Annotated in this window: 18 protein-coding genes; 7 read left to right on the top strand and 11 right to left on the bottom strand. The window is 69.3% G+C overall.

The window, feature by feature from the left end:
* Positions 1 to 102: 102 nt before the first annotated feature.
* Positions 103 to 462 (bottom strand): DUF732 domain-containing protein, encoded by a 360-nt coding sequence (locus EPN51_RS02400; RefSeq protein ID WP_293035735.1) that lies wholly within the window; start codon positions 460 to 462, stop codon positions 103 to 105.
* Positions 463 to 653: 191 nt separating this feature from the next.
* On the opposite strand from EPN51_RS02400, the gene EPN51_RS02395 reads away from it, so the two are divergent.
* A complete protein-coding gene (locus EPN51_RS02395) occupies positions 654 to 1,571 on the top strand; it encodes a PHB depolymerase family esterase (protein ID WP_293035732.1) in 918 nt (305 codons plus the stop codon).
* On the opposite strand, the gene nei2 is transcribed toward EPN51_RS02395, so the two are convergent.
* The 5 genes from nei2 to EPN51_RS02370 all read right to left on the bottom strand — a co-directional run bounded on the left by nei2 (position 1,568) and on the right by EPN51_RS02370 (position 10,478).
* Positions 1,568 to 2,323: an endonuclease VIII Nei2 gene (nei2, locus tag EPN51_RS02390; RefSeq protein WP_293035729.1), complete on the bottom strand. Its 756-nt coding sequence runs from the start codon at positions 2,321 to 2,323 to the stop codon at positions 1,568 to 1,570. The two genes, EPN51_RS02395 and nei2, sit on opposite strands and share 4 nt — an antisense overlap.
* Position 2,324: 1 nt before the next feature.
* A complete protein-coding gene (locus tag EPN51_RS02385; RefSeq protein ID WP_293035821.1) occupies positions 2,325 to 6,929 on the bottom strand; it encodes an ATP-dependent helicase in 4,605 nt (1,534 codons plus the stop codon).
* 87 nt (positions 6,930 to 7,016) lie between these two features.
* The gene (locus EPN51_RS02380) at positions 7,017 to 7,679 is read right to left on the bottom strand and encodes a TetR/AcrR family transcriptional regulator (RefSeq protein ID WP_293035726.1); all 663 of its coding nucleotides are present in this window, start codon (positions 7,677 to 7,679) and stop codon (positions 7,017 to 7,019) included.
* Positions 7,680 to 7,725: 46 nt separating this feature from the next.
* Entirely contained in the window at positions 7,726 to 9,246 is a 1,521-nt protein-coding gene (locus tag EPN51_RS02375) for an aldehyde dehydrogenase family protein (RefSeq protein WP_366509364.1), read from the bottom strand.
* Positions 9,246 to 10,478, bottom strand: a complete 1,233-nt coding sequence (locus tag EPN51_RS02370) for a VOC family protein (protein ID WP_293035723.1) — start codon at positions 10,476 to 10,478, stop codon at positions 9,246 to 9,248. The genes EPN51_RS02375 and EPN51_RS02370 overlap by 1 nt, the downstream gene beginning before the upstream one ends.
* Before the next feature lie 30 nt (positions 10,479 to 10,508).
* On the opposite strand from EPN51_RS02370, the gene EPN51_RS02365 reads away from it, so the two are divergent.
* The 4 genes from EPN51_RS02365 to usfY all read left to right on the top strand — a co-directional run bounded on the left by EPN51_RS02365 (position 10,509) and on the right by usfY (position 13,281).
* Entirely contained in the window at positions 10,509 to 10,961 is a 453-nt protein-coding gene (locus tag EPN51_RS02365) for an Lrp/AsnC family transcriptional regulator (protein WP_293035720.1), read from the top strand.
* A gap of 52 nt (positions 10,962 to 11,013) precedes the next feature.
* Complete coding sequence (gene lat, locus EPN51_RS02360; protein ID WP_293035718.1) at positions 11,014 to 12,354, top strand: L-lysine 6-transaminase; 1,341 nt, start codon at positions 11,014 to 11,016, stop codon at positions 12,352 to 12,354.
* A gap of 184 nt (positions 12,355 to 12,538) precedes the next feature.
* On the top strand, positions 12,539 to 12,922 hold the full coding sequence (locus tag EPN51_RS02355; RefSeq protein ID WP_293035715.1) for a hypothetical protein: 384 nt from the start codon (positions 12,539 to 12,541) through the stop codon (positions 12,920 to 12,922).
* A 47-nt stretch (positions 12,923 to 12,969) separates the two neighbouring features.
* Positions 12,970 to 13,281 carry a protein UsfY gene (gene usfY, locus EPN51_RS02350; RefSeq protein WP_293035712.1) on the top strand — a complete coding sequence of 104 codons (312 nt, stop codon included), beginning with the start codon at positions 12,970 to 12,972 and terminating at the stop codon, positions 13,279 to 13,281.
* A gap of 168 nt (positions 13,282 to 13,449) precedes the next feature.
* Here the strand turns inward: usfY and EPN51_RS02345 are convergent, their stop codons facing one another.
* Positions 13,450 to 13,599: a hypothetical protein gene (locus EPN51_RS02345; protein WP_293035709.1), complete on the bottom strand. Its 150-nt coding sequence runs from the start codon at positions 13,597 to 13,599 to the stop codon at positions 13,450 to 13,452.
* A gap of 107 nt (positions 13,600 to 13,706) precedes the next feature.
* On the opposite strand from EPN51_RS02345, the gene EPN51_RS02340 reads away from it, so the two are divergent.
* Together EPN51_RS02340 and EPN51_RS02335 are read left to right on the top strand one after the other, a co-directional pair.
* On the top strand, positions 13,707 to 14,144 hold the full coding sequence (locus EPN51_RS02340; RefSeq protein ID WP_238956713.1) for an ATP-binding protein: 438 nt from the start codon (positions 13,707 to 13,709) through the stop codon (positions 14,142 to 14,144).
* Entirely contained in the window at positions 14,141 to 14,929 is a 789-nt protein-coding gene (locus tag EPN51_RS02335) for an RNA polymerase sigma factor SigF (RefSeq protein ID WP_293035702.1), read from the top strand. Before EPN51_RS02340 ends, EPN51_RS02335 begins: the two co-directional genes overlap by 4 nt.
* On the opposite strand, the gene EPN51_RS02330 is transcribed toward EPN51_RS02335, so the two are convergent.
* The 4 genes from EPN51_RS02330 to EPN51_RS02315 form a co-directional block, all read right to left on the bottom strand.
* Positions 14,900 to 15,334 (bottom strand): STAS domain-containing protein, encoded by a 435-nt coding sequence (locus tag EPN51_RS02330; protein WP_293035700.1) that lies wholly within the window; start codon positions 15,332 to 15,334, stop codon positions 14,900 to 14,902. The genes EPN51_RS02335 and EPN51_RS02330 overlap by 30 nt on opposite strands.
* A gap of 173 nt (positions 15,335 to 15,507) precedes the next feature.
* Positions 15,508 to 17,301 carry an acetyl/propionyl/methylcrotonyl-CoA carboxylase subunit alpha gene (locus tag EPN51_RS02325; RefSeq protein WP_293035697.1) on the bottom strand — a complete coding sequence of 598 codons (1,794 nt, stop codon included), beginning with the start codon at positions 17,299 to 17,301 and terminating at the stop codon, positions 15,508 to 15,510.
* Positions 17,302 to 17,423: 122 nt separating this feature from the next.
* On the bottom strand, positions 17,424 to 17,846 hold the full coding sequence (locus EPN51_RS02320; RefSeq protein ID WP_293035694.1) for a SufE family protein: 423 nt from the start codon (positions 17,844 to 17,846) through the stop codon (positions 17,424 to 17,426).
* 21 nt (positions 17,847 to 17,867) lie between these two features.
* A complete protein-coding gene (locus EPN51_RS02315) occupies positions 17,868 to 18,770 on the bottom strand; it encodes a sulfurtransferase (protein ID WP_293035691.1) in 903 nt (300 codons plus the stop codon).
* Between the last annotated feature and the right edge of the window lie 52 nt (positions 18,771 to 18,822).

The following is an 18,822-nucleotide window of genomic DNA, read 5'->3' as shown; positions in this document are numbered from 1 at the left end:
AAAAGTTTCGGAATCATTCTGGCCTTGTGCTCGTCACACTAGTTTCGGATGTTCAAATTTTAGCCGCGAATTCGTCACCAGCCTGTCAATCGGCTGTAAATTTCAGGACCCGGCCGCCGACGCCGCGTATTTGGGGCAGTACGCCTTGATGCTGACGCCGACGAAGTAGCCGGCGTGATAGCTGTCCAGCGAACTGCTGGACAGCACGTTGTTGGCGACCTGCTCCGGCGTTTGACCCGAATCGAGTTCGTGGCACACGGTGTGACCGGAATTGACCGCGGCATCGGGTGATTCGTAGTTGATCCCCTTGGCCTTCAGCGCGGCGAGGAACGCGTCATCGGCAGAGGTGGCGTGCGCGGTCGCCGAGGTCGCCAGGGCGCCGAGTAGCCCCGCCACCGGCACCACGCCGATAGCCAAGAGCGACCGCGCCCGGCCGGGCTTGCGAACCTGGGTGCTCGTCATTTGTGATACTCCCGTGGAACAGAAGAGCCATAGCTTGCTGAAGGCGGGGCCAGTCCGAATGCTCGCACGTCCCGGCGTTACCCGATGCGGTATCACCAATAATGCGCTGCGTGCCACATCAACGTTTGCTCCGTCTTCGGCGACGCGCTACCGGCGTCTGTCCGTCGCTGCGCCGTCGGCGACCTGACAACATGCCGCACACGCGATGGTTGTGGCTCGCTGTGGTGGCGATGTGTGTGGTCGGATGCGGGGTACGGCACGTGTCGGCGGCGAGTGCTCGCGACGTTTCCGGTACGTTCCGATCCGGCGGCATGGACCGAACCTACATGTTGCACGTCCCCGCGGGCGACCCCGTCGGTCTGGTGCTCAGTTTGCACGGTGGCGGCGGAACCGGGATCGCGCAGCGCGCGCTGACGGGTTTCAACTCCGTTGCTGACGCCCACGATCTGTTGGTGGTCTACCCCGACGGTTACGACAAGAGCTGGGCCGACGGGCGCGGCGCCTCGCCCGCGGATCGCCGCCACATCAACGACGTGGCTTTCCTCGTCGGGTTGGTCAGCAAGCTGCAAAACGACTACCGCGTCGCGCCCGGCCACGTTTTCGTCACCGGGATGTCCAACGGGGGTTTCATGTCCAACCGGCTGGCCTGCGACCGGGCCGACGTCTTCGCCGCGGCGGCGCCGGTGGCCGGCACCCTGGGTATCGGTGTCGCGTGCGCCCCGTCGCGGCCGGTGTCGGTGTGGGAAGCGCACGGCACCGCCGACCCGCTGGTGCCGTTCAAGGGTGGGGCGGTGCGTGGTCGCGGCGGGCTCAGCCACGCGATCTCGGCGGATGCCATGGTGGCGAAGTGGCGCTCGGTGGACGGGTGCACCGGCGATCCGTCGATGGAGGTGCTGCCCGATGTCCGGGACGGCACCGTCGTCCACCGGTTTGTTTCCACCACATGCTCGGCGTCCACCGAGGTCGTCTTCTACAAGGTCGACAAGGGCGGGCACACCTGGCCGGGCGGCAAGCAATATCTGCCCGCGGCCGTCATCGGGCCCACCACGCACGCGCTCGACGGGTCGGAAGCCATCGCCCAGTTTTTCCTCGCGCACGCACGGGACTAGCGCTGACACGACGGGCACCAGTAGGCCACCCGTTCTTTCGAGTCGTCGACGTTGATGGTGCCGGCGCAGCGGCGGCACGGCTGCCCGCCTCGCCCGTAGACCCAGAGCCGGCGCCCGTGCCGGGTGTCGCCGGTGGTGCACCGATTCCATCGAAAACGGTTGATCCACAGCATTTCTCGTGCGCGAGAGACCAGCCGGCGCGGATCGGCGACGGCACTCACCGGTGCGGTGGGCAGATACCCGCTGACGAAACACAGTTCGTTGCAGTAGACATTGCCGATCCCGGCCAGCACCCGCTGGTCCAAGAGCGACTCGGCGATCGGCCGGCCCGGGTCCGCCGTCAGATTGGCGGCCGCACGCGCGGCGTCCCAATCCTCGCCCAGCAGATCGGGTCCCAGGTGCGCGACGGCGCCGCCGTCACGGTCGCGATCCAGGATCTCCAGCACTCCCAGGTCGACGCCGACGGCCCGGATGGCGTCCGTCTCCAAAACGATGCGCGCCCGGTGATCGACCCGCACCGGGCCCTCGCCGACCCGCCAACTGCCCTCCATTTTCAGGTGCGAGTGAATGCTGGCCCGCCCCACCCGGATGAACAGATGTTTCCCGCGGCTGACGACCTCGTCGACCACCTGTCCGGTGAGGTCGACGGTGGCGTACCGCGGCACCCGAACGTCGCAGCGGGTCAGCGTCCCACCGAGCAGGTGCCGGCGCAGCACGGCGGCGGTGTGCCAGACGGTGTCGCCCTCGGGCATCTCAGCGCAGCCGCATTCCGCGTGGCGTCGTGTGGAATCCAGCTTCCGACAGCGCGCTCAGAGGGCCGGGCCCGTCCGCGCGGGGCGCGAGAGCCGCCACGCCGTCGATGCGCTCGACCAGCATCCCGGTGACGCGACGGGAGGCGACCAGGTCGGCCAGCGCCGCCGCCGCCGCGTGATGGGCGGCGACGTCGTCGGTGAAGGTCAGCAGCGAACGTCCGCCGCGCTCGAGGAACCAGGCCAGCTCGCCGTCGACCAGCACGACGAGCGCACCGGCCTTGCGGCCCGGGCGTGCGCCCTCGCCGCCGGAGGCCGGCCACGGCAGCGCCGCGCCGTACGGGTTGGCCGGGTCCGCGGCGGCCAGCACGACCGCCCGGTACTCCGGCCGTTCCGGATCGAGGCCGTCGCTGAAGTCGCGCAGCCGATCGACGGTCGACGCGACCGCGAACTGCGCCCCGCCCAGCGACTCGATGAAGTACCCACGCTGGCACCGGCCCGCGTCCTCGAACGTGCTCAGCACCTTGTACAGGGTGGCGAAACCGCCGGCAACGCCCTCGGCGGCCACCGCACCCCTGGTGAGCACGCCGTGGCGGCCCAGCAACAGTTCCGCCTGGTAGTGGGCGCGCAGCGTGGAATCCGGCTCGGGGGCCGGCAGGACCGACCATCGGCCGGCGACGGCCGGGTCGGCGGGCCGGGACTGCGCATGCGCGACGCTGTACCGGCTCAGCCGCGGCGGGCGATGCGACCGGTGCGCCGGCTGGGAGGGTCGCGCGCGCGTGCGGGTTCCGGTGCCGCCCAGGATGGCGCGCACCGGGGCGAACGTGTCGCCGGTGATCCAGCCGGCCCAGATCAGTTCCCACAGTGCGGTTTTGAGCTCGGCGTCGGAGAACGCACGTTGCGCGAGTTGACGGAAGAAGTAGGCGCCGCCCCCGGCCAGCGTGTCCAGGATGGTGCGGTGGGCGTCGCCCAGGTCGATGTCGGCGGGCCCGGCCGGCGCGCCCAAGGTCAGCGGCGCGGATTCGCTGGTGTGCAACGCGATCCAGCCGTCGCTACTCGAAATCGACCCGGCGCCCGACCAGGTGATCTCTCCGGCGGCGAGCAGTTCGTCGAGCAGCGCGGGGGAGTAGTCGCGGACCCGGGGAGCCAGCACCAGCGGCTCGATCGCCGAAGCCGGCATCCGCACGCCGGCCAGCTGATCGACCACCGACATCAGCCCGTCCAGCCCGGAATGTCCTGGGGTGCGCGATGATTCGGCCGCCACCAGGTGATGCCAGGCCGGCAGGAACCGCCCGTAGGCGGCGGTGCTGACCGGCTCGACCTGGGCCCGCAGCGCGGCCAGCGACCGCCGCCGCAGGATGCGCAGCACGTCGGTGTCACACCACTGCTCGGCACCGGCGGGCGTCCCCGATATGTCGTGCGCGGCGACGAAGTCGCCGCGCACCAGCCGGCCGTCACCGGCCAGCCGGCCCAGGATGTCCGCCGTCACGCGCAGCCCCAGGCCGAACCGGGTGGCGGCCTCGGCCGTGGTAAACGGGGTGTGGGTGCGCGCGTAGCGGCCCAGCAGTTCGCCGAGCGGGTCGGCCACCTCCTCGGTGAAGGCCGCCGGCACCCCCAGCGGGACCGGGATGCCGATCCCGTCGCGCAGCCGCCCGATGTCCTCGATGGCCACCCACCAGCTGCGGCCGGCGAACGACACCGTCAGCGCGCGCCGGGCCGCGCGCAATCCCTCCAGCCAGCCGCCCACGTCGGCGCCGCCCGCGCGGGCGGCCACCTCGTCCTCGGTCAGCGGGCCCAGCAGTCGCAGCAGGTCCGCGACGCCCTCGGCGTCGCGCGCGGCGCGTTCGGCGGAGAGGTGCTGCAGTTGGCGGGCGGTGGCGGCGATAACCTCGGGATCGAGCAGGTCGCGCAGCTCGACCCGGCCCAGCAACTCGGCCAGCAGCGTGCTGTCCAGCGAGAGCGCGGCGGCCCGCCGCTCGGCCAGCGGGCTGTCGCCCTCGTACATGAACGCGCCGACGTAGCCGAACAGTAGCGAGGCGGCGAAGGGAGACGGACTTGCCGTTTCTGCCTCGACGACCCGCACCTTGCGCTGGGCGATGCCGGCCATCAGCGCCACTAGGGCGGGGACGTCGTAGACGTCCTGCAGGCATTCGCGGACGGTCTCCAGCACCACCGGAAAATCGGGATACTTGCGGGCCACCTCCAGCAACTGGGCCGCGCGCTGGCGCTGCTGCCACAGCGGCGAGCGGCGGCCCGGGTGCCGGCGCGGCAACAACAGGGCGCGGGCCGCGCATTCACGGAACCGCGACGCGAACAGCGCCGAGCCGCCCACCTCGGCGGTGACGATCGGCTCGATCTCCTCGGCGTCGAAGACGAAAAGGTCTGCGCCGGGCGGGGTTTCCCCGGTATCCGACATCGGATCGGGGAATGTGTCGGGCAAGCGGACCACCACGCCGTCGTCGGAGGCGGTGGGCTTCTCGTCGATGCCGTAGCGTTCCCGCAGCCGCCGGCCCACCGCCAGCGCCAGGGGTCCGTTCACGCCAAGCCCGTACGGCGAGTGCAGGATCACCCGCCAGTCCCCGAGCTCGTCACGGAATCGCTCGACCAGCAGGGTCGTGTCGGTGGGCACCACCCCGGCGGCGGTTCGTTGTTCGTCGAGCAGGCGCGCCAGGTTGTCGGTGGCGTAGGCGTCGAAACCCAGTGCGGTGCATCGGGCCTCGAAATCCTCCCGCGTCAGGCCGGCCAGCTCTCCGGTGAACGCGCCGAGCGCGGCGCCCAGCTCGGCGGGGCGGCCCACGCCGTCGCCGCGCCAGAACGGCAACCGGGCGGGCTGCCCGGGCGCGGGGATCACCAGCACCCGGTCGTGGGTGATCTCGGTGATCCGCCAGCTGGTGGCGCCCAGCGAGATGACGTCACCGGGCCGTGACTCATAGACCATTTCCTCTTCGAGTTCTCCTACCCGCGAGGGCTTTTCGGCCTCGGAGGCCAGATACACGGTGAACAGCCCGCGATCAGGGATGGCTCCGCCGGAGGTCACGGCCAGCCGCTGCGCACCGGGGCGCGCGGTCAACGTTCCGGTGTCGCGGTCGTAGACCAGCCGCGGCCGCAGCTCGGCGAAATCGGTGGAGGGATACTTGCCGCTCAACAGGTCCAGGGTGGCCTCGTACACGCTGCGCGGCAGCGTCGCGAACGGCGCGGCCCGGCGCACCGTGTCGAACCACAGGTCGGCGTCCAGCGGCTCGGCCGCGGCGGCCGCCACGGTCTGCTGCGCCAGGATGTCGAGCGGATTGGCGGGCACCCGCATCGTTTCGATCTGGCCGGTCAGCATGCGCTGGACGCTGACCGCACAGCCGATCAGGTCGGTGCGGTGTTTGGGGAACAGCACGCCGCGGGAGACCTCGCCGACCTGATGTCCGGCCCGGCCGATGCGTTGCAGGCCGCTGGCCACCGACGGCGGCGCCTCCACCTGGATCACCAGATCGACGGCGCCCATGTCGATGCCCAGCTCCAGGCTGGAGGTGGCCACCACCGCCTTGAGCAGCCCGCGCTTGAGGTCCTCTTCGACCAGGGCGCGTTGTTCCTTGCTGATCGAGCCGTGGTGGGCGCGCGCCAATATCGCGTCGGCGCCGTAGGTCTGACCCGAGCCCATGATGTGCGCCGGCGCGCCGCCGGCCACCTTCGGGTTGGCGTCCGTGGACAACTCGATGCCGCTGCGTTCGGCGTGAATCTCGTTGAGGCGGGCGGTAAGTCGCTCGGCCAGCCGCCGCGAATTGGCGAACACGATAGTCGAATTGTGCGCTTGGATCAGGTCGACCAGCCGGTTCTCCACATCGGGCCAGATGGAGGGGGTACCACCCGCCTGCGGGGAAGTGTTCGCCAGGTTGGCCATGTCGGGCACCGGCACCACCACGGTGAGCTCGACCGTCTTCGCCGACGGCGGAGCCACCACCCTTGTCGGTGCCCTGGCGCCACTGCCGGACAGGAAGCGGGCGAGCTCCTCGGGCGGCCGCACCGTCGCCGACAACCCGATGCGCTGGGCCGGTTTGTCCGCCCGCAGCGCGTCCAGGCGCTCCAGCGACACCGCCAGGTGCGCGCCACGCTTGCCGGCGGCGATGGCGTGGATCTCGTCGACGATCACCGTCTGCACCCCGGCCAGGGTTTCGCGTGCCGCGGAGGTGAGCATCAGAAACAGCGACTCCGGCGTGGTGATCAACACGTCGGGAGGCCGGTTGACGAGTTGGCGACGGACGGCGGGCGGGGTGTCGCCGGAGCGCACCCCCACGCTGATGTCCGGCGCCGGCAGGCCCCGGCGTTCGGCGATGCGGGTGAGTCCGGCCAGGGGAGTGCGCAGGTTGCGCTCGACGTCGACGGCCAGCGCCTTGAGCGGGGACACGTAGAGCACGCGCGTGCCCGACGGGCGGTCGGCCGAGCCGGCCAGACTGTCCAGCGCCCACAGGAACGCCGCCAGCGTCTTGCCGGACCCGGTGGGGGCGATCACCAGGGTGTTGTGGCCATCGGCGATGGCGTTCCAGGCGTCGCCCTGCGCGGCGGTGGGCGCCGCGAAGGTGCCGGTGAACCACTCGCGGGTGATCGCGCTGAACCGGCCCAGGGGGTCGGCGTGGCCGGGCGGCCCGGCATCAGCGCGAGTGCTCACCCATCCATAGTGCCAACGGGGACCGACATGACGCCGCTGCGCTCAGAGCCGCGAGGTGGACATCGCCTCGCCGAGCTCGTCCGGAATCTCCGGCACCCGCGCGATCGAGTCCAGCAGCGAGTGCGCGCAGACGTCGGCGAGCTTCTCGGAGTCGGTGGTGGGGTCGATGATCCGCTGCCGGCAGATCTCGAAGGTCATCGCCAGCCAGCCGTGCAGGATCACCCGCAGGTGCCGGTCGACGTGGGGTTCCATGCTGGCCCCGTTGAGCGCGCCGAGCAGCTGGTTGATCCGGGACATGATGTGTTCCATCTGGCGGTTCTTCGCGTCGTCCTCGACGCCCAGCAGAACCGGGTCGGACCGGCCCAGGCCGACGTACGCGGCCCACGCGGCCTCCGGGTTCTGCTCGTGGTAGGCCATGTAGGCCAGCACACCGACCCGGATCTCCTCGTACATGGTCAGACCGGTGACGTCGTCCATGTTGGTGTTCTCGTAGAGGCGGTCGGCCTCGTCCTTGACCACCGCTGCGAAAAACGCTCGCTTGTCGGGGAAGTAGTGGTACATCAGGGCTCGCGACACCCCGGCGCGTTCCGCGATCTCATCGATGCGGACCTCGTCGTAAGGTCGTTTCCCAAAAACCTCTGCCCCTAAAGCGAGCAGCTCAGCGCGCCGATCCTCGGGGGATAGACGCCTTCGGGCGGTCGGCATGTGTCAGATAGTACTCATACGACATGAGACACCGGCCACAATGGATTCATCCGAACTCCACTCCCTGCGCCAGCGGCAACTCGCCGGAATAATTGACGGTATTGGTACTTTGACGCATGTAGGCCTTCCACGAGTCCGTACCGGACTCCCGTCCGCCGCCGGTTTCCTTCTCGCCGCCGAACGCGCCGCCGATCTCCGCCCCGGACGTACCGATGTTGACATTGGCGATTCCGCAGTCGGATTCGGCCAGGAATCGTTCGGCCTCGCGCAGGTCCGTGGTGAAGATGGACGATGAAAGGCCCTGTGGCACAGCGTTGTTGAGCGCTATCGCGTCGTCCAGTTCGTCGTAGGTCAGCACGTAGAGGATGGGTGCGAACGTCTCGCTCGCCACGATGGAGGTCTGCGCGGGCATGCGCACCACGGCCGGCGCGACGTAGTAGGAGCTCGGCCGTTCGGGAACCTCGGGATGCCTGCGGTCTCCGTCGATGACCTCCCCGCCGTCGGCGCGCGCCTGTTCCAACGCCCCCACCATGTCGCGGTAGGCGGTCTCGTGAATCAGCGGCCCGACGAGTGTGCCCGGCGCGGACGGGTCGCCGATCCGCAGTTGCCGGAAGGCGGCCACGACGCGGGCGACCACCTCGTTAACCATCGAATGGTGGACGATGAGCCGGCGCAGGCTGGTGCAGCGTTGACCGGCGGTGCCCGCGGCGGCGAACACCACGGCCCGCACCACGAGGTCCAGGTCGGCCGACGGCGTCACGATGGCGGCGTTGTTGCCGCCCAACTCCAGCAGCACCCGGCCGAAGCGCGCGGCGACGCGGGGGCCGACGTCCCGGCCCATCCGAACCGAACCGGTCGCGGACAACAGGGCGATGCGGGGGTCGTCCACCAGCAGCCCGCCGACGTCACGGTCGCCCAGCACCAGCGAGCTCACCGCGGGCGGGGCGCCGACGTCGGCCGCGGCCCGGGCGATCAGCGCCTGGGTGGCCAGCGCCGTCAACGGCGTCAGCTCCGAGGGCTTCCACACCACCGGGTCCCCACACACCAGGGCCAGCGCGGCGTTCCAGGCCCACACGGCGACCGGAAAGTTGAACGCGGTGATCACCCCCACCACACCGAGCGGATGCCAGGTCTCCAGCAGCCGATGCCCGGGGCGTTCCGATGCGATGGTGCGGCCGTAGAGCTGGCGCGAGAGGCCGACGGCGAACTGGCAGACGTCGATCATCTCCTGCACCTCGCCCGCCGCCTCGGAGGCGATCTTGCCGACCTCGACGGTCACCAGGGTGGCCAGCTCGTCCTTGTGCGTCCTCAGCAGCTCGCCGAGTCGTGCCACCAGCGCGCCGCGCACCGGGGCGGGTGTGGCTCGCCACACCGAAAACGCTTGGGCCGCTTCGGTGATCGTTCGCTCGACCCGCTCGGGGGTGGTGGGTGCGACGGTGAACAGCACCTCGCCGGTGATCGGTGTGCCGGCGGGCAACCCGTGGGCGTCCGGCTCGCCGAGGCCGGTGGCGACGCCGATCGCGTCAAAGGCCTTGCGCACCCGAGCGCGTAACCGTTCGGTGGTCATCAGCATGCCTCCTCATAGAGGGCGTAGGGGTCATGAATGTCGCGGCCGATGGCACCGGCCAGCCACTGCGCGTCGTAGCCGGATTCGTCTGGCGCGTCCGCGGTTTCGCCGTCGGAGTCCAGGTTCGACCGGAAAATGCCCGCCGCCGACGCGGGCAGGAAATCCTCGTAGACGATCGGCGCCGACGGGTCACCGCCCCGGTAGTAGCCGAGCCCCTCGGCGGCCATCTGCTCGTCGGTGAGCGGAAAGTGATCCGCCCACACCGCGGCCGGATCGACAGCGCTCATCGCGGCGTCGTATCGCTCGCGGCCCTTCGGCGTCAGCGCCACACCCCGGGCCTCCACCTCGCCGAAGCGCACCCGCAGCGCCCCTTGCGTGATCCGGCCGTCCTCGCCGCGGAACCGACGGGGTTCGGCGAGGGCGCGAAAAGAGGTCTGGCGCAACAACACCGCCGGCCCACCGGTGGCCGGTGGCCCCTGGATGGCATCGATCATGGTGATGCCGCGCCCGGCCATCCGCCGGTACAGATCGTCGATGTCGAGGACGCGCGGTGTCAGGTGGTTGAGGTGGGTGGAGCCGACGCCGGCGATGTCGGCGGCCACCGCGGACACCCGCGACAGCTCGTCGTACCAGGATCTGTCGATCGGCTCGCCGGACAAGGCGAATGCCGCCACCGCCGCCGCGACGAACTCCTGCGCCTGGTCGCCGGCGCAGCCGCCCGCGGCGGTGACGACGCGCGCGCGGGCGAGCAACGCGGGCTCGAATAGCCGGCGGCGCCCCAGGAAGGTGTCGACGCGGGCGCGCAGGTCACGATCGAAAAAGCGCGCGTCGCGGGTGGCCAGCATCGAGGTGAACACCCGAAACGGGTTGAGCGACAGCTCGTTTGCATCGACTGGGCGGAAGGCGGTCGACACCACCGGGACCGGAGCGGCCGCGCAGCGCAGGTCGTAGTAACCGACCGGCAGCATGCCGAACGCGGCGAAAAGGTCAGCGACGGCGGCCAGTTCGGCCGGGCTGCCCACCCGGATGGCGCCGTGCCGCTCGGCGGTGACGCGCTGCAGCGAGCCGAACCGTTCGGCATCCCGGTGGCGCGCCACGTGATCGGCGTTGACCTGCTCGCTCACCCGCACCAGGGTGCCGTAGGCGGGCACCTCGGCGGCGTACATCGCCGAGAGGCCCGCGGCGAACAGCGCGCGAAGCTGCGACGTCCGCAGCCATTTCGAGCGGGTCACGGCGCGCCGTTCCTGCGATAGTCTCCGGCCATGAGTGAGACGCTCGACGAGGTCGACCGGATTCTGGTGCGCGAGCTGGTCGCCGACGGACGCGCGACGTTGGCGGAGTTGGCGGCCAGCGCCCGGCTGTCGGTCTCGGCGGTCCAGTCGAGGGTGCGCAGGCTCGAGGCCCGCGGCGTCATCGCGGGATACGCGGCGCGCATCGACCCGGCGGCCGTCGGGCACCCGCTGTCGGCGTTCGTGGCCATCACTCCTCTGGATCCCTCTCAACCCGATGATGCGCCCGCCCGCCTGGAACACATCGAGGAGATCGAATCGTGTCACTCGGTGGCCGGCGAAGAAAGCTACGTCCTGCTGGTGCGCGTCGAGTCCGCCCGCGCGCTCGAGGACCTGCTGCAGCGGATCCGGACGGCCGCGAATGTCAAGACGCGAAGCACTATCATTTTGAATACTTTTTACGACGATCGACAGCATATACCGTAAATTATCCTGTATTCACGTCATAATACCGTAAACATCACGTATTCTGGGTGTCATGACGGCCGCCCTGGAACGCTTCGCCCGCGCCGATCGGCGCGCGGATCCCGACCGCGTCCACGAGGTGCTGGCGCGCAGCATGCTGGTCGACGGCTTCGACTTCGTGCTCGATCTGGCCCGCTCCGCCGGCTCCTACCTCTACGACGCCCGGGACGGCCGCCGCTACCTCGACATGTTCATGTTCTTTGCCTCCTCGGCGCTGGGGATGAACCACCCGGCGCTGGCCGACGACGAGGACTTCCGCGCGGAGCTCCTCACGGCTGCGCTGAACAAGCCCAGCAATTCCGACGTGTACTCGGTGGCGATGGCCCGCTTCGTCGAGACGTTCGCCCGGGTGCTGGGCGACCCGACTCTGCCGCACCTGTTTTTCGTCGACGGCGGGGCGCTCGCGGTGGAGAACGCGCTCAAGGTGGCGTTCGACTGGAAGAGCCGGTTCAACGAGGCGCGCGGTGTCGACCCCGCGCTGGGCACCCGGGTGCTGCACCTGCGCGGCGCATTCCACGGCCGCAGCGGCTACACGCTGTCGCTGACCAACACCAATCCGGTCACCGTGGAACGCTTCCCCACGTTCGACTGGCCGCGCATCGACGCCCCCTACATCCGGCCGGGAGCCGATGTGGCGGCGCTCGAGGCCGAGTCGCTGGTCCAGGCCCGCGCGGCCTTCGAAGCCCATCCGCACGACATCGCCTGCTTTGTGGCCGAACCCATCCAGGGGGAGGGCGGTGACCGGCACTTCCGGCCCGAGTTCTTCACGGCCATGCGCGCGCTGTGCGACGAACACGACGCCCTGCTGATCTTCGACGAGGTGCAGACGGGCTGCGGCCTGACCGGAACCGCTTGGGCCTACCGGCAATTCGGTGTGCAACCCGACGTGGTCGCGTTCGGCAAGAAGACCCAGGTGTGCGGCGTCATGGCGGGCCGCCGGGTCGACGAGATCGCCGACAACGTGTTCGCGGTGCCCTCCCGGCTGAACTCGACGTGGGGCGGCAACCTGGCCGACATGGTGCGCGCCCGCCGCATCCTGGAAGTGATCGAGACCGACGAACTGTTCGACCATGCCGCAGCGCAGGGCGCCTACCTGCTGGGCTGCCTCGACGAACTCGCCGGCGAGTTCCCCGGCGTCGTCCTCGATCCCCGCGGCCGCGGCCTGATGTGTGCGTTCAGCCTGCCCACCACCGCCGGCCGCGACCAGCTGATCCGCCGGCTGTGGCAACGCGCCGTGATCGTGCTGCCCTCGGGTCGCGACGGCGTCCGGTTCCGTCCGGCGCTGACCGTCTCGCGCGCGGAGATCGACGCGGCGATACGGGCCATTCGCGGCGCTCTGATGGCCCCGCCCTAGCGGTATAACCTGACGCCGAACCCGTTTGCCGCGGTTTGTCAGGGGGTATCTCTTAGAGCCGCCCGCCGCGAGGGCCGACGAACAACGTCATAGCGCGTAACCAAAGCGACACCGCGAGCGATGACCTAAGAGCGGGGCCAGGCGGGCCCGAATTCCGGGCCGCAATCCCGGGGAGGTGAGGACGATGCAGAAAGCAGGCGAGCGACCAGGTGGTGATCGCCTGGGGCAGGAAGACCGCGAGGTGCTCGCCGCCGTCCGGTTTGCCGTCCTGGCGACGGCTGCCGCCGTCGGCTTCCTGGTGATCGCCGCGCTGTGGGTGAGCACCTGCCCGGGAGTGGGCGTCGACACGGTGGCCTGCGGCACGCCGCAGCGCACCCTGTTGGCGTTCGGGGGCCCCATGATCGCGCTGGCCGCCGGGCTCTGGGCGTTCGTGCGCACCTACCGCGTGTGGAAGGCGCGGGGGACCTGGTGGGGATGGCAGGGTGCGGGCTGGTTTTTGCTGACCGTCATGGCGCTGATGGTCGCCATCGGCGTTGCCCCGATCGCCGGGCCGGTACTGGCCCTTTAGGTTTGCTTTCCCGCGATCTAACGTTGATGGTGCGGTGAGGAGCAGACATGGGAGACACCTATCACGACCCCGTCGACCATCTCAGGACAACGCGGCCGCTCGCCGGTGAGTCGCTGATCGACGTTCTGCACTGGCCGGGGTACCTGTTAGTGGTCGCGGGTGTGATCGGCACCTGCGGCAGCCTTGCGGCCTTCGCGACCGGACACCACCACGAGGGCATGACCGCGGGCGTCACCGCCGTCATCGCCGTGGTGCTGGGGCTGGTCTGGCTGGCGGTGGAGCACCGCCGGATACGCAGGATCGCGGATCGCTGGTACACCGAACATCCCGAGGTGAGTCGGCAATGGCCCGCCAGCTAGGGCCCGGCCACCGGAACAACGTTGGATCCCCGCCTTTTCCCGGGTGACCCGCCACGACGTGGCCCGTCATGAGATTTGACCGGAAACCCGAATCCGCGGTTACGGGCGGCGCCGAGTGGGTATCAGGTGTGCACCATGATGAATGCCGGAACGGTTGCATTTGCGTGGTCACCCCATCATCGGGGACAGAATCACGAACACACCGACATAAATGTCTACTGCGACGACCAGCAAAACGATCAGCGTGACCCCGGCGATTACCGCGATGCGCCTCAGCCGGCGCGTCCGGTCCGTATCGGTCGTGTCGGGCCCGTCCATAGCGGCCCGAATACCCGGCGGCGATCATGACTAACCGGCTCGCGCGCACGGTCCATGACGGGCTGCGGAGCAGTAGTAGTGTCAGTCAAACATTGCCGGGAGACCATATGAACGATGCTGGATCGCACGCTAACAAGCGTCCGCGCGGCCATCGCGCCGTCGAACTTCACGTCGCAGCGCGGCTGGAGAACCTCGCGATGCTGCGCACCCTGGTCGGCGCGATCGGCACCTTCGAGGACCTGGATTTCGATGCGGTGGCGGACCTGCGGCTCGCGGTCGATGAGGTGTGCACCCGGTTGATTCGCTCGGCCACCCCCGACGCGACGCTGAGCGTCGTGGTCGATCCGCAGGACGACCAATTGGTGGTGGAGGCCTCCGCGGCATGCGACACCCACGATGTGGTGGCGCCCGGCAGCTTCAGTTGGCATGTCCTGACGTCTTTGGCCGACGACGTCCAGACTTTTCACGATGGTCGCGAACCCAATGAAACCGGCAGTGTTTTCGGCATCACGCTGACGGCGCGACGGGCGGCCTCCAGCAGGTGACGCCGCGAGCCGCGGGCGGTTCGGTCTCGCGTCCGAACGAATACGCCGATGTTCCGGACATGTTCCGTGAGTTGGCCACCGCCGCACCCGATTCCATCGAAGCTCAGCGCCAACGGGACAAGATCGTCGAGCGCTGCCTGCCGCTGGCCGACCACATCGCGCGCCGCTTCGAGGGCCGCGGGGAACCACGTGACGACCTCGTCCAGGTGGCGCGGGTCGGGTTGGTCAACGCGGTGGTCCGCTTCGACGTCAACGCCGGCTCCGACTTTGTTTCGTTCGCGGTGCCCACGATCATGGGCGAGGTCCGCCGGCACTTCCGGGACAACAGCTGGTCGGTCAAGGTGCCGCGGCGCCTGAAGGAACTGCACCTGCGGCTCGGCACCGCCACCGCCGATTTGTCGCAACGCCTGGGTCGCGCGCCCACCGCGACCGAACTCGCCGCGGAGCTCGAGATGGACCGCGACGAGGTGGTCGAGGGCCTGGTCGCCGGCAGCTCCTACAACACCTTGTCCATCGACAGCGGCGGCGGGGGCGAGGAGGAGGAAGCCCGCGCGATCGCCGACACCCTGGGCGACGTGGACACCGGCCTGGACCGCATCGAGGATCAGGAATCGCTACGGCCGTTGCTCGAGGCGCTGCCCGAGCGGGAACGAACGGTGTTGGTGCTGAGGTTCTTCGAGTCGATGACGCAAACGCAGATCGCCGAGCGGGTCGGCATCTCACAGATGCACGTGTCGCGACTGCTGGCGAAGTCGCTAACGCGGCTGCGGGACCAGTTGCAGTAGCGGCCGGGGGTTTTCGTCGTCGCCGACCCTCGGCGGCTCCAGCAGCGGCTCGGCCTTTTGCGTCGTCACCGGCAGCGTGCCGTCCGGGTCGCAGACACGCAGCAACCTGGCCACCGCCGGGCTCGGCGCCATGGCCCACGGCACCTGGGCGGCCGAGCACGCCACGTTGATCCGGTGCAGCACCGAAAAGCCGGTGGTGCCAATGAATTTCAGGCCGCGCAGGTCGAGGATCACCCGCCGGGAGCGATGGACGCTCTGTTGCACGTACGCGGCGAGCTGATCGGCGTTGGCCGCGTCGAGCTCACCGTCGACCGTGATCAAGGTGCCCGCCGGGCCCCGCCGGGCGGTGAACTGCGCCGTGCGGCTTTGTTGCCAAGATTGGGCCACAGACATTGCTGACTCCATCGTGTTGAGGAGGATTGCTGCTGTGGAACACGTCAGCCGACTGCAAAAAGTTCGGAGAAACAGGGAATTCGCCTGCCCCCACGTCATCGACGTATCCCGGATGGCTGTGAACTCAACCTGGCCCGCCAGCCTACCCGCGGTAGCCAGGGGCTACAACGTCGTCTGTGGGGCCGCTACTTGATCTCGGCCAGCACCGTGCCCTGCGTGATGGCGGCGCCGGCCTCGACCGCGAGCCCGGTGATGACCCCGTCCTTGTGCGCGGTGACCGGGTTCTCCATCTTCATCGCCTCGAGGACCACCACCAGGTCGCCCGTGGCAACCTCCTGGCCCTCCTCGACCGCGACCTTGACCACGGTGCCCTGCATGGGCGCGGTGACCGCGTCGCCGGAGGCGGCCGCACCCGCGTGCGCCCCACGCTTGCGCGCCTTGGGCTTCTTGCGGACGACACCCGCCTCGCCGCCGGAACCGTTTGCCAGCGCCAGGTCCCCGGGCAGCGACACCTCGAGCCGGCGGCCGCCGACCTCCACGACCACCTTCTGGCGGGGCCGGGCATCCGCTTCGTCGAGGGGCTCGCCGCCGGTGAACGGTTCGATGGTGTTGTCCCACTCGGTCTCGATCCAGCGCGTGTGCACCGAGAAGCCGTCGTCGTCCCCGATGAACGCCGGGTCACGCACCACGGCGCGGTGGAACGGGATGACCGTGGCAAGCCCCTCGACGTGGAATTCGTCCAGGGCCCGGCGGGAGCGGGCCAGCGCCTCCTCGCGGGTGGCGCCGTGCACGATCAGCTTGGACAGCATGGAGTCGAACTGGCCGCCGATCACCGAACCGGCCTCGACACCGGAGTCCAGCCGGACGCCGGGCCCGGTGGGGATGTCATAGCGGGTGACCGGGCCGGGTGCGGGCAAAAAGCCGCGCCCGGCGTCCTCGCCGTTGATGCGGAACTCGATGGCGTGCCCGCGCGGGGTGGGGTCTTCGGTGAAGTCCAGCTTCTCGCCGTTGGCGATCTTGAACTGCTGCAGGACCAGGTCGATGCCGGCGGTCTCCTCGGTGACCGGGTGCTCGACCTGAAGACGCGTGTTGACCTCCAGGAAGGAGATCAGGCCGTCCTGGCCGACCAGGTATTCGACGGTCCCGGCGCCATGGTAGTGGGCCTCTTTGCAGATCCGCTTGGCCGACTCGTGGATCTCCTTGCGCTGCGCGTCGCTCAGGAACGGCGCCGGCGCCTCTTCCACCAGCTTCTGGAACCGGCGCTGCAGCGAGCAGTCGCGGGTGCCGGCGACGATGACGTTGCCGTGCTGGTCGGCGATGACCTGCGCCTCCACGTGGCGCGGCTTGTCCAGGTAGCGCTCGACGAAGCACTCGCCGCGGCCGAACGCCGCGACGGCCTCACGGGTGGCCGACTCGAACAGCTCGGGAATCTCTTCGATGGTGCGGGCCACCTTCATGCCCCGGCCGCCGCCACCGAAGGCCGCCTTGATCGCGATCGGCACGCCGTACTCCTTGGCGAAGGCAACCACCTCGTCGGCGTTCTTGACCGGGTCGGGGGTGCCGGGCACCAGCGGGGCCTGGGCGCGGGCGGCGATGTGGCGGGCGGTGACCTTGTCACCGAGGTCGCGGATGGACTGCGGGCTGGGGCCGATCCAGATCAGGCCCGCGTCAAGGACCGCCTGGGCGAAATCGGCGTTCTCCGACAAGAATCCGTAGCCGGGGTGGATCGCGTTGGCGCTGGACTTGGCCGCCGCGTCGAGAAGCTTGCCGAAGTCCAGGTAGGACTCCGCGGAGGTCTGACCGCCCAAAGCGAACGCCTCGTCGGCCAGACGCACGTGCGGTGCCTCGGCGTCGGGCTCGGCGTACACCGCCACGCTGGACAGGCCCGCATCGCGGGCCGCGCGGATCACCCGAACAGCGATCTCGCCGCGGTTGGCGACGAGCACTTTGGAGATCCTCGAGCTGGCGTGACTGGCCACTGCGCCTCCTGTATGGCATCTGTCGCAGACGTATTTCTGCGCGCTTCTCTAAGAGAATTTCTTACAACGAGTTCCCGGGAAGTCTAAGCGCCGCGCCGTGGGACCGACGAGGCGGTCCGGATTTATCCGGACGACTCGCGCAGCCTGCGCTTGATGCGGGCGAGCATCGCCGAGAGGCCACGCAACCGTAGCGGGCTGATCAGCGCGGCCAGCCCGAGGTCGTCGTAAAAATCCCCGGGCACCGCCAGGATGTCGGCGGCGGGCTGCTCGTCGAGACCGATGGCCAGGATCGACGCGAACCCCCGGGTGGTCGGCGATTCGGCGGGCGCGCTGAAGTGCAACCGCACCCGATTCGGGTCGCTGGCGTCGACGTGCAGGAACAGCGGGGTCTGGCACTCGGGCACCGGCTCCATGGCCCGCTCTTCCAATTCGGGCGGCAGGTCCGGCAGCTCGTCGGCGAATTCCAGCAGCAACTTCAGCTTGTCCTGGCCCTCGACCTCGGCGAAGTCGGACAGCACCTCGGCTAGGGGAGCGGGCAGGCTCATAGGACAGTCACCGCGCAGCCATCAGACGGAAACGGCCCCCGGCGCCCGGCCCGGCTCTGAGCCCGCGACGATCGGCGTGCGCACGGTGTTGCCCCACTCGGTCCACGATCCGTCGTAATTGCGCACCCCGGGCTTGCCCAGCAGATGCGTCAGGACGAACCACGTGTGGCTGGACCGTTCGCCGATGCGGCAGTACACGACCGTCTTGTCATCCGGCTCCAGGAAGCCGTAGAGCTCTTCGAGCTCCTCGCGGCTGCGGAACCGGCCGCTCTCGTCGGCCGCCTTGGCCCACGGAATCGACCGGGCGGTGGGAATGTGCCCGCCGCGCAGCACACCCTCTTCGGGGTAGTCGGGCATGTGGGTGCGCTTGCCCGTGTACTCGTCCGGCGAGCGCACGTCGATCAGCGGCTGGCTGCCGAGAATCCCCAGCACGTCGTCCTTGAAGGCGCGGATGGGCTCGTCGTTGCGCGTGACCACGGGGTAGCCGGTGGACGTCTTGGCGGGGACGTCCAACGTGGTCTCCCGGCGTTCGGCCAGCCACAGGTCACGACCGCCGTTGAGCAGGCGCACATCCGGGTGGCCGAACAACGTGAACACCCACAACGCATAGGCCGCCCACCAGTTGCTCTTGTCGCCGTAGATCACCACGGTGTCGTCGCGGGCGATGCCCTTGCGGTCCATCAACTCCGCGAACTGCGCACCGTCGATGTAGTCGCGGACCCGGGGGTCGTTGAGGTCGGTGTGCCAGTCGATTTTCACCGCGCCGGGGATGTGTCCCACGTCGTAGAGCAACACGTCCTCGTCGGATTCGACGATCACCAGGCCGGGGGCTCCCTGGTGGGCGGAGAGCCAGTCGGCGGTGACCAGTCGCTCGGGGTGGGCGTAGGACGACAATGTCGGGCTTGGATCGGGGGGTAATGCCACGCTGTCGAGCCTACTCATCCCGACATTGCGTCACCAACGTCGACTTGTTGTC

Origin of the sequence: Mycobacterium sp., from assembly GCF_004298145.1 — a bacterium.
Lineage (GTDB): Bacteria > Actinomycetota > Actinomycetes > Mycobacteriales > Mycobacteriaceae > Mycobacterium.
This window is presented reverse-complemented; position numbering and strand designations above follow the sequence as displayed.